Raw genomic sequence first — 13531 nt, forward strand, 5'->3', positions numbered from 1 at the left:
GTTACGTCTTCAACCACCGCTCGTCCATGTCCGGGTGAGATGTCGTGCAAGATGCAACTAAGCCGTGACACGGCAGGTGGGGCGCGGGTGTGACGCAAACCGCAGTCCCGGCGCTGAAGGAAGTACGGGCCGCCCCGCGGCCCGGACCGCGTGACGGCCGGGGCCTCTCCTGTGGGGGGTGGCGGTCCCGGCCGTCTCGCTCGTTTCCCGGCTTGACCTGGTCTTACGCACGGCCCCGCCCGGCTCCGTGACCAACCGCGCGACCAGCGCGCCGGCCGCTTCGCACGACCTTCCCCGAGCCGGCGCCCCGGTCAGCCGCCGCCGTCGCGCCGGTCCGGTGTCCGTCCGCCGCCCGCGCCGCTCCGGTCAGCGGAGCCCGCGGCGTTCCCGGCGCTCCCTGAGCCACCCGAGCCGCCGGAACCGGCCGGGCCGGCGGGCCCGCCGGACGCACCCGAGCCGCCCGCGTCGCCGGGATTGCCGGGACCGCCGGGGTCGCCGGGACCGCCGGAGTCGCCGGCGCCGCTGTCCCGTGCCCGGTCCCGCACGGGCTGCCCGGCCGGGTGGTCCTCCCTCGGGGACCCGGGCCGGTCGTCCTGCCGGACGCAGTACGCGGCGATCCGCCGCCCGCCGCCCGCCGCCGCGGCCAACCGCCGCGGCACCGCGGCCTCCTGGGGCTCGCCGCGATCCTCGGTCCGGTGGTAGGCACGGCAGTCGGCCGCGGGGTCCATGGCGTCCCCGGCGCCCGCCGCGCGGTCGGGCACGGCGGGGCCCCCGGCGGGCGGCGCGGCGGGCCGGGAGGCCGGCCGGTCCGCGGGAGCCGTCGCGGCGGGCGGCCGGGGCCCGCCGTCGCCGCGGCCGTCCACGGCCGGGCCGCCGCCGATCGCGGCGTAGGCGGCGCCGCCCAGGGTGAGGCCCGCCAGGAGCACGGAGAGGGCGGCCTTGAGCGGGCGGCCCACGCGCCGCCGCTGCCGGGGCCGCCAGTCGTCGCGGCGCCGGGCCCGGACCGCCCGGTGCGCGCCGGCGTCCCGCGCGGCCCGGAAGGCGGCCACGGCCCGCCGCTCGGCTTCGGCACCCGGGCCGTCCTCGCGCAGGGCGGCGGAGAACAGCGCCTCGACGAGGCCGGAGGCGCCGGCCGGGTCACCGGGACCGGACCGCCGCCCCGGGCCCGCGGCGCTTCCCGGGGCCCGGCCGGAGCGCGCCCGCCGGGGGACGGTGGCCCCACCGTCGCTGCGCTGGTCGCCCATCTCCTCTTCCGTCCCCGCTCGGTCCGCCGGTGTCTCGCCGCCGCCGGTCATGTCGACTCCCCCAGCGTCCGCGGAGCCTCGTCCGTCACACCGTCGGCGCCCAGTTGCCGGGCCAGACGCTTCAGCCCCCGGTACGCGGCGGTGCGTACCGCGCCCGGGCGCTTGCCCAGCACCCGGGCGGCGGCGGGTCCGTCGAGTCCCACGACGACGCGCAGCAGCACCGCCTCGGCCTGGTCGCGCGGCAGCCCCCGGACCAGTGCGAGGGCGGCCTCGGTGGACAGGGACTCCAGCGCCTGGTCGTGGGTGCTGTGCGGGGCGGGCAGGTCCAGGTCCTGTTCCAGCGCGGCCGGCCGGGGCCGCACCCGCTGCCGGCGCAGATGGTCCAGTGCCCGGTGCCGGGCGATGGTCGCCGTCCAGCCGCGGAAACCGGCCCCGTCGCCCCGGAACCGCCCCAGGTCCCGGGCGATCTCCAGCCACGCGTCGGACGCCACGTCCTCGGCGTCGTCCCCGACCAGCCCGCGCAGATAGCCGAGCAGGCCGGGCTGCACGAGCCGGTAGGCGACCGCGAAGGCGGCCTCGTCACCCTGCTGGGCCCGCGCGACGGCCGCGCCCAGTTCCCCGTCGTACGCCTGTACGCGGCGGGGTTCCCCTCGCTGGCCCAAGTACCGTCCTCGTCCGTACCGAGTGCGCGGCGAGCTCCGGTGAGCCCGCACCGTCCGTGCGGCACGAGCCGGTCGTGCCCACGTCCCCACGGTGATCAGCGTCAGGACCGGCGGAAACGTCACTGCGGCCGCGTCCGCCGGGCGTTCGCGGCCGGTGCGGACGGCGGTTGCGCCCACCCTGGTCCCCGTGACGATCGGCCGGGCTGTCACGCTGTCTGTAGTGGCGCCCGTGTCCTGTGGTGCCTTCGTGATGAGTTTCTAGGGGTGGGCAGTTGAGTCCTCGAAGGACCCATGCGTACAAACCGCTCGGTCTGAAGAGACGGGTGTGGCTGACGACGGGAGCGGTCGTCCTGAGTACCGCGGGGGTGGTCACGTACGCGGTGGCCGAACCGTCCGCGCGGCCGGCCGGCAAGGCGGTGGAGCGCAAGCCGACCATCCGCACGGTGAAGCTCCAGAGCGAGGGAGCGGGCCGCAAGGGCCTCGACAAGAAGGGGACCGGACGGTTCAGCGCGGTGCTGCTGACCTGGGACGATCCCGACGCGAAGGTCAAGGGGACGCCTCAGGTGCGCACCCGGGACCTGACCTCCGGCAAGTGGTCCGGCTGGCAGGAGCTGGACACCGAGCCCAACCAGGCCGACGGCGCCGAGGGTGAGCGGGCCGCCGCCCGCGGCGGCACCGCCTCGCTGTGGACCGGGGACTCCGACGGCATCGAGGTGCGCGTCGTGCACGCCGACGGCACCGAAGCCGCCGGCCAGCCGGCCGGCCTGGACGTCAAGCTGCTCGACCCGGGCACCGACCCGGAGGGCGCCATGGAGCCGGCCGCCTTCGCCGCGGAGACCGCCTCGCCCTCGCCCACGGAACCGGGCACGACGACGCAGACGGCGGCGCCCACGCAGACGCCCGGCGCCCCGGCCTCCGCCTCGCCGTCCGCCCCGGCCTCGCCGTCCGCCTCGGCGTCGGTGCCGACGTCCCCGCCGGCCACCGCCTCGCCCTCGCCCACGCCCACGGTCCCGGCGCCCCGGCCTTCCAAGGTCGTCAAGCCGCCGGTCATCACCCAGGCCGAGTGGGGCGCCTCCACGGACTACGACGGCACGCCGAGCTACGGCACCGAGATCAAGGCCGCCGTCATCCACCACACCGGCACGGACAGCGACAACACCCTGTCCTGCGCCCAGTCGCGCGCCCGGATGCGCTCCATCCAGCAGGAGCACTTCGCCCGCGGCTACTACGACATCGGCTACAACTTCGTCGTCGACCGGTGCGGGCAGATCTTCGAGGGCCGCAGCGGCGGCATGGACCTGCCGGTGACCGGCGCCCACGACGTGGGCTTCAACACCAACACGGTCGGCATCTCCTACCTCGGCAACTTCGAGAAGGTTCAGCCCAGCCGTGCCGCGCTCGACGCGATGGCGCGGATCGTGGCGTGGAAGTTCGGGATGTACGGCATCGATCCGACCGGCAAGGTCACGCTGACCTCCGGCACCCCGAAGGGCCAGGACGGCAACCTCGTCGACAAGGGCACCTCGATCACGCTGCCGCGGGTCTTCGGCCACCGCGACACCAACGCCACCGCCTGCCCCGGCGCGAACCTCTACCCGAAGCTGTCCCGGATCGCCACGCTGGCGAAGACCCCGGGCATCTCGCACGCCCTGCCGACCTCCGACGTCAACCGGGACGGCATCACCGACCTGGCCCTGGGCGTGCCCGTGGGCAACGTGGTGAAGGTGGTCCCCGGCGGCATCGACGGCCCGGTGACCGGATCCAAGGTGACGATCACCCAGAACAGCGCGGGCGTCCCCGACTCCACCGAGTCCGGTGACGCCTTCGGCACCTCCACCGCCTGGGGCGACGTCAACGGCGACGGTTACGCCGACCTCGCGATCGGCGCCCCCGGTGAGGACGACACCAGCGGCAACGCCGACCGCGGCATGGTCACCGTGCTGTACGGCCCCGCCCTCAACACCGGTTTCTCGTACTACGCCACGGGTGTGACGTGGGCCGGCGCCAAGCTCGGCTCGACCGTGACCGTCGGCGACTTCAACGGCGACGGCAAGGCGGACGTGTTCTCGGCCGGCACCGGCCGGGGCGGCAACTACAACGTCAAGCTGACCGGCGGCACCACCGCCTACGGCAGGCTGACCACCGCCACCGGATCGGTCGCCTACCTGGACGCCGCGACCGGCGACTTCAACCGGGACGGCTACGCCGACGTCGCCCTGAACTACCGCGACAACGCCGGGGTCGCCCGCGTGGCCCGCTTCGCCGGCTCGGCGACCGGCCTGTCCCTGGCCGGCGTCCTCTCCGTCAAGGGCGGCCGGTCCATCGCCGCGGGCGACGTCAACAACAACGGCTACGACGACATCGTCATCGGCCAGCCGGTCGCCAAGGAGTCCGGCGGCATCTCCGGCGGCCAGATCACCATGCTCCTCGGTACCTCCACCGGGTTCACCACCACCGGCATGCGGGTCATCCACCAGGACACCTCCGGCGTCCCCGACACCAACGAGGCCCACGACTCCTTCGGCATGTCGGTGTCGATGGGCGACTACAACGCCGACGGGTACGCGGACCTCCTCACCGGCGTCACCGGCGAGGACGTCAGCCGCGACGGCGTCAACCGCGTCAACTCCGGCGCCGTGGTCCTGCTCAAGGGCACCGCGTCCGGCCTCACCGGCACCGGCTCGGTCGCCATCTCGCAGGACACCTCCGGCGTCGCCGGCTCCACGGAGACCGACGACCGGGTCGGCTCGTCGGTGTCCCTCACCGACCTGTCCGGGTACGGGCGCGCCGACCTCACCTTCGGGGCCGACGGCGAGGACGGCACGGACGGCCTGGTGCACCACATCCCGAGCAACAGCACCGGGCTGGGCTACGCGCAGTCCGTGATCTGGAGCAAGACCACGCTGGGCACGCCCACGGACGGCCGGCTGGGCCAGACGCTGACGCCGTAACCCGGCACCTCCTCGGCGGCCGACCGGCCGGGGCCCCGACCACGACCAGTGGCGGGGCCCCGCCGGTCCGGTCTCACCGGACCGCCGTCGCCTCCCGGCACAGCAGCCGCAGCGACCCGTCGCCGGTGTAGCAGCGCCGGGCCTCCTCGATCGGGTCCCACAGACGGCCGTCCGGGGTGCGCACCCAGTGGTCGCCGCCGGTCGCCCACCACTCGGCGCCGGTCTGGCGGACGATCACCTCCCCGGCGTACGCGCCGAGCCCGCGCAGCACGGTGCGGACCGCGGCGTACGGCGGCCCCTCGCCCCGGATGCCGTCGATCATCCGGTCCACGCGCCACAGGCTTTGCGCCGAGTAGTCCAGGCGCAGCCGGGCGCCCTCGCGCAGGGCCGACACCGCGTCCGCCGCCCAGCGCACCGGCTTCGCCGCGGCCGGGGGCCTGGCCTCCTGCCGGGTCGCCGCCGTAGTCGTACTGGTCACAGTCGTCACAGTCGTCACACCCGCTAGAGCGCCGGCGCCCGGTGATTCGTCACCGGGATCCGCGGGGGTGCCGCCGACCGGTGCAGGATCGCCCCACCTCCGCCACTTTCCCGCAATCCTCACCGCAGGACGGCCACACTCTCCCGGGCCCGGCGCGCGGGCGGACGGCGAGGGCGTCAGCCGCGCCCGCGCTCCCGGCGCGAGACCACCGCGCGCAGCACCCGGCGGCCCTCCGCCGCGACCTCCAGCGCCTGGCGCAGCCCCGCCGCCCCGTGGCCGGTGAGCAGTTCCAGGACGGTGACCTGGCGGCGCAGCTCGGCGGCGACCAGCGGCGGAACGCCCTCCGTGTCTCCCTCGCGTCCGGCGTCGACGCCGGACGGCTCGCCGCCGAGGCCGTCCGCCGCGGGTTCGAGGAGCCGGTGGATCCGGAGCGAGGCGACCGAGCAGGCGTCGGCCCAGACTCGCATCCCCGCGGCGGACCGCCGGTCCGGGGCGGCGGCCAGCATCCGGTGGGCGAGCAGCGCGGCCTCGGCCTCCGCGGCACCGCCCCGGGGCTCCCCGGGACCGGCGAGCGTGCCGCGCAGCCGTTCCAGCCGCTTCGCCCAGTCGTCCCCGGTGCCGCCGCCGTCCTCGGCGAGGGCCGCCCACAGCGGCCGCAGGATCTCGTCCTCGCCGCCGAGCAGCGGCACGCACCGGTCCACACAGGCCAGTCCGCTCGCGGCCAGTGCCCGTTCGTCGGCCCGTGCGATCAGTTCCACCAGGCTCATGCGGCCTCCCCGTCCGTCCCTCTCGGTCCCGCGCGCCGATACGGCACCGGCACTTCCCCCTACTGCGTGCGACGGCCCGCGAGTGTCACAGGGGCACCCGCTCGCCCGGAGCCGGGGCGGGCGGGCGGGGCGATCCGTGCCGGTGGCGGCGCGGCGGAGGCGGGAGCGGGACCGTCCGGGCCGGTCAGCCCAGCCGGTCGGCCAGCGCCTTGAACTCCGCCCAGGACAGTTCCGGCTCGCCGGGGTCCCACAGCTTCTGGACCGTGGCCGCGAGCGGCAGCCGGATCCCGGCCGCGACCTGCTCCTGGGTCTGGGAGTTCGCGAGGTCGCACCAGACGGCGAAGCTGCCGCCGAGGATCTGGTCGTCGTACCGCGCCGGGACGGCCTCGGTGCCGCGCAGCACGCGCGGCGTCCACTGCTCGTAGATGCGCTCGCCGGTCGGGTAGACGAAGGTCTGCGGCTGCCCGAGCACGTAGTAGAGGAACTCGTCGTTGTAGTTGATCACCTTGCGGCCCGCCTGGAGGTACTCCAGCGGCTGCCGGGCGCCGATCTCCTTGCCGGTCCAGTAGGCGACCTCCAGGTCATCGGAGGCCGGCACGGAGGCGCTGCGGAAGAAGCCGTCGTTCCAGGCGCGCGGGGTGCGGTCGTGGGCGCGGACCGTCGCGGTGCGGTCGTTGAGCCAGCCGGTGGTGAGGTCGGCGACGTTCGCGCCGGAGCCGAACCGCTCCCGCGCGGCGGCGGCCAGCTGCGGGAAGGACGTCTGCGGGTCCGACACGGTCAGCGCCTGGTACTCGTCGGCGCCGAGGTGCCACCGGCTGCCGGGGAAGAGGCCGGCGTACTCGTTCAGCAGGTCGTCGACGATGTCGGCGGCCTTCTTCTTCGAGATGTCCACCGCGCCGCGGACCGCCGTGCCCTGGGCGTTGCGCAGTTGCAGGTCGGGGTGGGCGGCGATGACCGCGCCGAGGTGGCCGGGCGAGTCGATCTCGGGGACGACGGTGATGTGCCGGCTCGCCGCGAGGTCGACGATCTTCTTCACCTGCGCCTTGGTCAGGTGGTCCTCGGACACGATCTCCGGGTGGGACTCGGACTCGACACGGAAGGACTGGTCGTCGGAGAAGTGCAGGCCGAGCTCGTTGTACTTCAGGTCGCCGAGCTCGCGGATCCGGTCCTCTATCCAGTCCGCCGAGAAGTGCTTGCGCGCGATGTCGAGCATGAAGCCGCGCCGGGGCTTGTCCGGTTCGTCGCGTATGACGCCCTCCGGGGCGGTGCCGCCGCGCACGGCCTGCTTCAGGGTGCGGGTGCCGTAGAAGACGCCCGCCTCGGCCGGGGCGCTGACGGTCACCCGCCCGCCGCGCGCGGTGAGGGTGTACGACTCCGGGTTGGCGCCCTTGCCCTCGTTGACCTCCAGGCGCAGGTCACCGGCGCGCTCGTCGTCCTTCTCGCCCGCGTACGTCAGCCCCAGCTCATCGGCTACCAGCCGGCCCTCGTCGGCGAGGGCGGCGTCGTTCACCACCACGCGGTGGCCGCGTGCGGGCCGCCAGCCGGGGCCGCGCTCGGGGGTGTGCTCGCGGACGGCGGGGATCGTCCGCGGCGCGCTGGACAGGGGGTAGGAGCGCGTGGGGCTGGGCGTCGCGCTCGGGGAGGTGCCCGTGGGCGCGGCGGCGGTGCCCGGCGGGCCGCCGTCGCCGCCGGAGGCCCACAGGCCCACTCCCGCGCCGAGCGCGGCGACGGCCGCGCCGGCTATCACCGCCCGCTGTTTCACCCGGTGCGCCGAGGTGCGGCGCCTGTGCTGACTCACGGCGCCCACCGTAGGACGTCACCCGTCCACCAGTCGTCCTTAAACTCTCCTGTTCGGGTGAATCTGCGGTATCTGCCGGACACTTCGTGACCATTCTCGATAGCGTGATGACACATCTCTCACAGCACTCCCTGCCGACACACACGTGACGCCCACAAGGACCCACGCTGCCTGCGCACCGTCTTCCCGACCTCCCCGGCCGAGTCGCCATACCCGTACCAGAGCAAACCCGCGGCACGCCGTCCCCGCTGGAGCGCTTCAACCGCGCCCGCGCCGAGGACGCGGTGCGCCTTCTGCTGACCTGCCTCCGCCACCCCGACTGGGCGCTCCGGGTCGCCGCCCACCGGCCCTATCCCGACCTGCCCGCCCTGCTGGCGGCGGCGGACGAGGCGACGTACGACCTGGCGCCCGAGGCCCTCACCGCGGCGCTGGCCGCCGAGACGCTGCCCGCGCTGCCGGAAGGGGCGTACACCCCCGCCCACACGGCGCTCGGTGCCGCCAACGCGGCATACGAGAGCAGATTCGGTCATACGTTCGTCATCTGCGTGGACGATCTCGCCGCCCACGAGGCCCTGGACCATGTCCTCGAAGGCATCCGGTCACGATTGGCCAACGATCCCGAGGAGGAGCGGCTGGTGGCGGCCGACGAGCTCAGGCGCCTGGCGAAGGGGCGGCTGCGGACGCGCCTGGGGCGGGCGGGGCGCTGACGGAGCCCGGCGCGGACGGCCGGATCGCCCCGGCACCCGGCAGATAACGGGACACCCCGGCCCAGATGCCGCCCACCGGTCACCCGTCCGTGCACCTTTGAGTGCAAGTTTGATCACACTGGCAGGCCCGCTGTCAGCGCCACAGGCACACGTCGCTACGATGCTGGGGGCCGGTGGACCGTACCCGGCCGGGCCCGACCGACAGAGAAGCCGGCGCGGCCCCAATCCCCGCTCCCGGAGGAAACTTCCGTGCCGGCTGGAACGCTGTACCGCGGCCGGGAAGGAATGTGGTCCTGGGTGGCTCACCGAGTCACCGGCGTCCTCATTTTCTTCTTCCTGTTCGTTCACGTGCTGGACACCGCACTCGTCCGTGTGTCCCCCGAGGCCTACGACAAGGTCGTGGCCACGTACAAGACGCCCATCGTCGCGCTGCTGGAGTACGGCCTCGTCGCCGCCATCCTCTTCCACGCGCTCAACGGTCTGCGCGTCATCGCCGTCGACTTCTGGATCAAGGGCGCCCGGTACCAGAAGCACATGCTCTGGACCGTCGTCGTGCTGTGGGTCGTGCTGATGCTCGGGGCGATCTACCCCGTCCTCGGCCACGCCGCTCGTGAACTGTTCGGGAGCTGACGCCCATGTCCACCACTGAAACCGCCGCGTCCGGGATCGGCCCCGTCGAGGGCGCCGCGTACAACGTCGACAACCCGGCGCCGCTCATCGAGGCCCCGCGCAAGCGCACCAAGAAGACCCCGAGGTCGACCCGGGGCAACTTCGAGATGGCCGCCTGGCTGTTCATGCGCCTGTCCGGCGTGGTGCTGGTCGTCCTGGTCATCGGCCACCTGCTGATCCAGCTCGTGCTGGACGGCGGCGTCTCCAAGATCGGCTTCGCCTTCGTGGCCGGCCGCTGGGCGTCCCCGTTCTGGCAGGTCTGGGACCTGCTGATGCTGTGGCTGGCGATGCTGCACGGCGCCAACGGCCTGCGCACGGTCATCAACGACTACGCGGAGCGCGCGAACACCCGGCTCTGGCTCAAGGGCCTGCTCTACACCGCCACGGTGTTCACCATCCTGCTGGGCACGCTGGTGATCTTCACCTTCGACCCGAACATCCGCTAGGCACGGGGCTGCGAGAATCATGAAGATCCACAAGTACGACACCGTCATCGTCGGCGCCGGTGGCGCCGGTATGCGGGCCGCCATCGAGGCGACCAAGCGCAGCCGCACGGCCGTCCTGACGAAGCTCTACCCCACCCGCTCCCACACGGGCGCCGCGCAGGGCGGCATGGCCGCCGCGCTCGCCAACGTGGAGGAGGACAACTGGGAGTGGCACACCTTCGACACGGTCAAGGGCGGTGACTACCTGGTCGACCAGGACGCCGCGGAGATCCTGGCGAAGGAGGCCATCGACTCCGTCCTCGACCTGGAGAAGATGGGCCTGCCGTTCAACCGGACCCCGAACGGCACCATCGACCAGCGCCGCTTCGGCGGCCACTCCCGCAACCACGGCGAGGCCCCCGTCCGCCGCTCCTGCTACGCGGCCGACCGCACCGGCCACATGATCCTCCAGACGCTGTACCAGAACTGCGTCAAGGAGGGCGTGGAGTTCTTCAACGAGTTCTACGTCCTGGACCAGCTGATCACCGAGGTCGACGGCGTCAAGCGCTCCGCCGGAGTCGTGGCCTACGAGCTGGCCACCGGCGAGATCCACGTCTTCCAGGCGAAGGCCGTGATCTACGCCTCCGGCGGCTGCGGCAAGTTCTTCAAGGTCACCTCCAACGCGCACACCCTCACCGGTGACGGCCAGGCCGCCGTCTACCGCCGGGGCATCCCGCTGGAGGACATGGAGTTCTTCCAGTTCCACCCGACCGGCATCTGGCGCATGGGCATCCTGCTCACCGAGGGCGCCCGCGGTGAGGGCGGCATCCTGCGCAACAAGGACGGCGAGCGCTTCATGGAGAAGTACGCGCCGGTCATGAAGGACCTCGCCTCCCGTGACGTCGTCTCCCGCTCCATCTACACGGAGATCCGCGAGGGCCGCGGCTGCGGTCCCGAGGGCGACCACGTCTACCTGGACCTGACCCACCTGCCGCCGGAGCAGCTGGACGCCAAGCTCCCGGACATCACCGAGTTCGCCCGGACCTACCTCGGCATCGAGCCCTACACGGACCCGATCCCGATCCAGCCGACCGCGCACTACGCCATGGGCGGCATCCCGACCAACGTCATGGGCGAGGTCCTGGCGGACAACACCACCGTCGTCCCGGGCCTGTACGCGGCCGGCGAGGTCGCCTGTGTCTCCGTGCACGGCGCCAACCGCCTCGGCACCAACTCGCTGCTGGACATCAACGTCTTCGGCAAGCGGGCCGGCATCGCCGCGGCGGAGTACTCCCAGGCGGCGGACTTCGTCGAGCTGCCCGAGGCCCCGGAGGCGTTCGTCGCCGAGCAGATCGAGCGGCTGCGCACCTCCACCGGCAACGAGCGGGTGGCGGAGCTGCGCCGCGAGCTCCAGGAGACCATGGACGCCAACGTCATGGTGTTCCGCACCGAGCAGACGATCAAGACGGCGGTCGAGAAGATCGCCGAGCTCAGGGAGCGCTACAAGAACGTGGCGATCCAGGACAAGGGCAAGCGGTTCAACACCGACCTGCTGGAGGCCATCGAGCTGGGCAACCTGCTCGACCTGGCCGAGGTCATGGCCGTCTCGGCACTCGCCCGCAAGGAGTCCCGCGGCGGTCACTACCGCGAGGACTACCCGAACCGCGACGACGTCAACTTCATGCGCCACACCATGGCGTACCGCGAGGTCGGCGACGACGGCTCCGAGTCCATCCGTCTCGACTACAAGCCGGTCGTCCAGACCCGCTACCAGCCGATGGAGCGTAAGTACTGATGGCTACCCCTGTTCTGGACAAGGCGGAGGCCGACGCCACGGCGGCGTCCCCCTACATCACCGTCACCTTCCGGGTGCGCCGCTTCAACCCGGAGGTCTCGGCCGAGGCGACCTGGGAGGACTTCCGGATCGAGCTCGACCCCAAGGAGCGCGTCCTCGACGGCCTCCACAAGATCAAGTGGGAGCTGGACGGCTCGCTCACCTTCCGCCGCTCCTGCGCCCACGGCATCTGCGGTTCGGACGCCATGCGGATCAACGGCAAGAACCGTCTGGCCTGCAAGACGCTGATCAAGGACATCAACCCCGAGAAGCCGATCACGGTCGAGCCCATCAAGGGCCTGACGGTCCTGAAGGACCTCGTGGTCGACATGGAGCCGTTCTTCCAGGCGTACCGGGACGTGATGCCCTTCCTGATCACGAAGGACACCAACGAGCCGACCCGCGAGCGGCTCCAGTCCGCGGAGGACCGCGAGCGCTTCGACGACACCACGAAGTGCATCCTGTGCGCGGCCTGCACCACGTCCTGCCCGGTCTTCTGGAACGACGGCCAGTACTTCGGCCCGGCCGCCATCGTCAACGCGCACCGCTTCATCTTCGACTCGCGTGACGAGGCCGGCGAGCAGCGCCTGGAGATCCTCAACGACCGCGACGGCGTGTGGCGCTGCCGCACGACCTTCAACTGCACGGACGCCTGCCCGCGCGGTATCGAGGTCACCAAGGCGATCGCGGAGGTGAAGCGGGCGCTGATCACGCGCCGCTTCTGAGCTCCGCTCGCGTACGTCCCCGAGGGCCCGGTTCCGCTGGAACGGGGCCCTCTGGCATATGCCACACCATCGAGTGAAGGACGCGCGGACCGCTCCGGGAGGCCCTTCCGGCCTACGATGATGGTCTCGACACCAGCCCACGGGAGGCACGCGATGGCCGCAGCATCCGTCGAGCGGTCCTACGAAGACAGTCCGCTGATCGCGGAGGCGAACCGTCTCATGGACCGCCTTCCGGGCTACCGCGTCGAGATCATCGGAGGCCAGCTCCTCGCGTCCCCGCCGCCGGACGGCCCGCACGCGCGTGCCCTGACCAAGCTCATGCGCCCCTTCATCGCAGCGGGGCTGGACGACGGCCCTACCGAGGTCCTCCAGGGCGTCGGCCTCTGGCTGCCCACCGGCTCGGAGGACTACGTCATTCCGGACCTGGCCGTGGTGGACGCCGACATCGACGACCACCTCATCGAGAACAACTGCTACGACCCGGTCTGCTTCCGTCTCGTCCTGGAGGTGACCTCCAGCAACTTCCGGAGCGACCTGCGCACCAAGGTCGCCGCCTACGCCGAGGCCAAGGTCCCGGTGTACGTGATCGTCGACCGCGAGCACCGGCGCCTGCACGTCCTCACCGGCCCGGCCGGGCGCGACTACGCCGCCCACCGCGTCCACTCCCCCGGCGAGCGGGTCGTCCTCCCCGCCTCGCTCGGCGCCGAGGTCACGCTGGATGTGACCGGGGTCCTTGAGGCCGGACGGCGGAAGCAGGCGCCCGACCGGGAGTGATAATCACCGGATCCGGATGACGCCCCGCCTACGCTGACGATATGTCAGATGACGAGTCGTACGAACTGCTCGGTTTCGACAACGTACTGCTGCCCGTCGGGGATCTCGGCCAGGCCGTGGCGTTCTACGAGCGCGCCGGGTTCCCGGTGGCCTTCCGGCTCGACGAGGCCGGGATCGCCCTGCTGAAGGTGGGCGGCGAGACGCCCGGCCTGCTGCTGCGGGCCGAGGAGGAGTTCGGGCAGCGCCCGCCCCTGTGGCCCTCGCCCCGCGTCTGGCTGGAGGTGCCCGACGCCCGAACCGCCGCCGAGGCCCTGCACCGGGCGGGCATCCCCCCGCTCGACGAACCGTTCCCCGTCGCCACCGGCTGGACCGTCGAGTTCGCCGACCCCTGGGGGAACGTGATCGGGCTCACGGACTACGGCAAACGACCGGAGCTGAGCCGGCGGCCGTGATACACCGCACCGGGCCGTGGCGGCGGCGCCCGCGCCACTGGTTAG

13 protein-coding genes are annotated in these 13531 nt (G+C 72.8%); 8 read left to right on the forward strand and 5 right to left on the reverse strand.

The window, feature by feature from the left end; all coding sequences use genetic code 11:
* Positions 1-311 precede the first annotated feature (311 nt).
* Both AB0L74_RS14860 and AB0L74_RS14865 read right to left on the reverse strand, forming a co-directional pair.
* Positions 312-1295, reverse strand: a complete 984-nt coding sequence (locus AB0L74_RS14860; RefSeq protein ID WP_365650736.1) for a hypothetical protein — start codon at positions 1293-1295, stop codon at positions 312-314.
* On the reverse strand, positions 1292-1906 hold the full coding sequence (locus tag AB0L74_RS14865; protein ID WP_365650739.1) for an RNA polymerase sigma factor: 615 nt from the start codon (positions 1904-1906) through the stop codon (positions 1292-1294). Before AB0L74_RS14865 ends, AB0L74_RS14860 begins: the two co-directional genes overlap by 4 nt.
* A gap of 323 nt (positions 1907-2229) precedes the next feature.
* On the opposite strand from AB0L74_RS14865, the gene AB0L74_RS14870 reads away from it, so the two are divergent.
* Positions 2230-4857, forward strand: a complete 2628-nt coding sequence (locus AB0L74_RS14870; protein WP_365650741.1) for an N-acetylmuramoyl-L-alanine amidase — start codon at positions 2230-2232, stop codon at positions 4855-4857.
* 73 nt (positions 4858-4930) lie between these two features.
* Here the strand turns inward: AB0L74_RS14870 and AB0L74_RS14875 are convergent, their stop codons facing one another.
* The 3 genes from AB0L74_RS14875 to AB0L74_RS14885 all read right to left on the reverse strand — a co-directional run bounded on the left by AB0L74_RS14875 (position 4931) and on the right by AB0L74_RS14885 (position 7849).
* A complete protein-coding gene (locus AB0L74_RS14875; RefSeq protein ID WP_365650744.1) occupies positions 4931-5335 on the reverse strand; it encodes a hypothetical protein in 405 nt (134 codons plus the stop codon).
* 176 nt (positions 5336-5511) lie between these two features.
* Complete coding sequence (locus tag AB0L74_RS14880) at positions 5512-6102, reverse strand: hypothetical protein (RefSeq protein WP_365650747.1); 591 nt, start codon at positions 6100-6102, stop codon at positions 5512-5514.
* Between the two features lie 184 nt (positions 6103-6286).
* Positions 6287-7849, reverse strand: a complete 1563-nt coding sequence (locus tag AB0L74_RS14885) for a glycoside hydrolase family 20 protein (protein ID WP_365651183.1) — start codon at positions 7847-7849, stop codon at positions 6287-6289.
* Positions 7850-8109: 260 nt separating this feature from the next.
* Here AB0L74_RS14885 and AB0L74_RS14890 point away from each other — a divergent pair, with 260 nt between their 5' ends.
* From AB0L74_RS14890 to AB0L74_RS14920, 7 genes are all read left to right on the forward strand, one after another.
* Positions 8110-8607 carry a 2-oxo-4-hydroxy-4-carboxy-5-ureidoimidazoline decarboxylase gene (locus AB0L74_RS14890; RefSeq protein ID WP_365651185.1) on the forward strand — a complete coding sequence of 166 codons (498 nt, stop codon included), beginning with the start codon at positions 8110-8112 and terminating at the stop codon, positions 8605-8607.
* A 249-nt stretch (positions 8608-8856) separates the two neighbouring features.
* Positions 8857-9237 carry a succinate dehydrogenase, cytochrome b556 subunit gene (gene sdhC, locus AB0L74_RS14895; RefSeq protein WP_365650750.1) on the forward strand — a complete coding sequence of 127 codons (381 nt, stop codon included), beginning with the start codon at positions 8857-8859 and terminating at the stop codon, positions 9235-9237.
* A gap of 5 nt (positions 9238-9242) precedes the next feature.
* On the forward strand, positions 9243-9722 hold the full coding sequence (locus tag AB0L74_RS14900; protein ID WP_365650753.1) for a succinate dehydrogenase hydrophobic membrane anchor subunit: 480 nt from the start codon (positions 9243-9245) through the stop codon (positions 9720-9722).
* A 19-nt stretch (positions 9723-9741) separates the two neighbouring features.
* On the forward strand, positions 9742-11496 hold the full coding sequence (gene sdhA, locus AB0L74_RS14905; protein WP_365650756.1) for a succinate dehydrogenase flavoprotein subunit: 1755 nt from the start codon (positions 9742-9744) through the stop codon (positions 11494-11496).
* Positions 11496-12260, forward strand: coding sequence for a succinate dehydrogenase iron-sulfur subunit (locus tag AB0L74_RS14910; protein WP_365650759.1), 765 nt, complete (start codon positions 11496-11498; stop codon positions 12258-12260). The genes sdhA and AB0L74_RS14910 overlap by 1 nt, the downstream gene beginning before the upstream one ends.
* A 153-nt stretch (positions 12261-12413) precedes the next feature.
* Positions 12414-13034 carry a Uma2 family endonuclease gene (locus AB0L74_RS14915; RefSeq protein WP_365650762.1) on the forward strand — a complete coding sequence of 207 codons (621 nt, stop codon included), beginning with the start codon at positions 12414-12416 and terminating at the stop codon, positions 13032-13034.
* A gap of 41 nt (positions 13035-13075) precedes the next feature.
* Positions 13076-13486 (forward strand): VOC family protein, encoded by a 411-nt coding sequence (locus AB0L74_RS14920; RefSeq protein WP_365650765.1) that lies wholly within the window; start codon positions 13076-13078, stop codon positions 13484-13486.
* Positions 13487-13531: the final 45 nt, after the last annotated feature.

The sequence above is a fragment of the Streptomyces sp. NPDC052020 genome, assembly GCF_040680575.1.
Classification (GTDB): domain Bacteria; phylum Actinomycetota; class Actinomycetes; order Streptomycetales; family Streptomycetaceae; genus Streptomyces.

Excerpts from the sequence above, each read along its gene's own strand:
- AB0L74_RS14860 (WP_365650736.1), bottom strand. The coding sequence starts at position 1,295 with ATGACCGGCGGCGGCGAGACACCGGCGGACCGAGCGGGGACGGAAGAG.
- AB0L74_RS14880 (WP_365650747.1), bottom strand. The coding sequence starts at position 6,102 with ATGAGCCTGGTGGAACTGATCGCACGGGCCGACGAACGGGCACTGGCC.
- AB0L74_RS14900 (WP_365650753.1), top strand. The coding sequence starts at position 9,243 with ATGTCCACCACTGAAACCGCCGCGTCCGGGATCGGCCCCGTCGAGGGC.
- sdhA (WP_365650756.1), top strand. The coding sequence starts at position 9,742 with ATGAAGATCCACAAGTACGACACCGTCATCGTCGGCGCCGGTGGCGCC.
- AB0L74_RS14910 (WP_365650759.1), top strand. The coding sequence starts at position 11,496 with ATGGCTACCCCTGTTCTGGACAAGGCGGAGGCCGACGCCACGGCGGCG.
- AB0L74_RS14915 (WP_365650762.1), top strand. The coding sequence starts at position 12,414 with ATGGCCGCAGCATCCGTCGAGCGGTCCTACGAAGACAGTCCGCTGATC.
- AB0L74_RS14920 (WP_365650765.1), top strand. The coding sequence starts at position 13,076 with ATGTCAGATGACGAGTCGTACGAACTGCTCGGTTTCGACAACGTACTG.